The sequence below is a fragment of the Rhizobium sp. 18055 genome (assembly GCF_902706285.1).
Taxonomy (GTDB): domain Bacteria; phylum Pseudomonadota; class Alphaproteobacteria; order Rhizobiales; family Rhizobiaceae; genus Rhizobium.
Genome location: NZ_CACSKD010000050.1, coordinates 1 through 1,279 on the forward strand (window position 1 = coordinate 1; position 1,279 = coordinate 1,279).

General features: G+C 54.7%; 1 protein-coding gene. It reads left to right on the plus strand.

Going from position 1 to position 1,279, the window contains the following annotated elements; translation table 11 throughout:
• Window positions 1-356: hypothetical protein (locus tag GVL52_RS30660; protein WP_210254117.1), on the plus strand; the 356-nt coding region annotated here is incomplete at its 5' end.
• Window positions 357-1,279: the final 923 nt, after the last annotated feature.

A 1,279-nucleotide genomic window follows, 5' to 3' on the forward strand; every position in this document is an offset into this window, starting at 1 on the left:
CGTTGCGCTCGCGTCACGAACTGCATGCTCTCAAGGTGTACCTCTACCTAGCCGCTCGTCGGGACAACTACAAGTCTTATACGTTGGCTTCCTACGAGAAGATCTCCGTGAGCACGGGAGTGCCAGAACGCCATATGAGGAAGGCACTCGTAACCTTGTCGCTTTGCGGCTTGATCGCCAATATTGCTCGTGAACGTGACCAAGAGGGTGAGACCGGAGCATATGGCCCGAATATCTACTACTTGGCAGGACACCAGACGTTCTTTCAATCGGCTAGTGGAACATCAGTCACGCCGGAAACGTCCCCTGACTCTCCACCATCTCCCCAGCGACCGAAGGAATCGGATCCCTTCTGAACGGCTCGCGTCGAACAGGGGCGGAGCGAGAAAATTTGGTTTTTTGCCCAAAAATAGCGAACTTTGGCGACCCGCTACTGTTTTTCACCCTGAATTCCTGCTGATTCGGTGAAATTCTGACCTATGAATACCGGATCGGTTCAGCAGGGTTCTGTTGCGCCGGCAATACTCTCCTAAACCCCCTCACAAAGGGGTCTAGCGGTTGCCGGCAGTCTTGCACCGTATTCGGACGAGCATGGGACTTAGACCGGGACTACCTTCACACATTGGTAGTCGTGACGGATTACGCGCCTGTGAGCGCCCCTTCTGCCCGTTCCGTCAAACCCTTGCGGGTCACTCTTGTGGGCTTGGCTTGGGAAGGTTCCCCCGTTGCCTCTCGACGCAGTTACGGCGGCCTTACGAGCGGTCTACCTGCGTCCAATCGCTTGTGCGAAACGTATATCCCGGCTGGGTTCTGAGTCCCACTTGCCACGCGGCGAACTTTGGTCCGCGCTCCGGAGGCATTATCCAACTGCCAGCACAATGCGATACCTACATTATAGCGCTGATGATGCGTACAGTGCCACCCGAAATTGTGCCGCAGAGGCAAATACTCATTCTGGGGTTCTACTTCTCCGTGCCAAGCCTGCCAGTGTCCCTAGTTGCACAGGAACACCCTCGCCGACACTCCGGAGCCAAATCAATGAATAAGTATGCCTTCATCGCAATCCTTTTTCACAGCACTGTCTTGCTGCTCATCAATTGGGACAGCACTCCCTTCAGCCGCATGTTCTGACGAACTGCACCCGGCTCACTTAAGTATGGTCAATTGATCCTATGCTGAACAGGGAGGCTCATAGCACAAAAAATGGACCCTAATGCGCCAGGATCAAAGGCATGACCCTAATGACCCCCCCATCGGGGACACCTGGCCACGTTAGGAC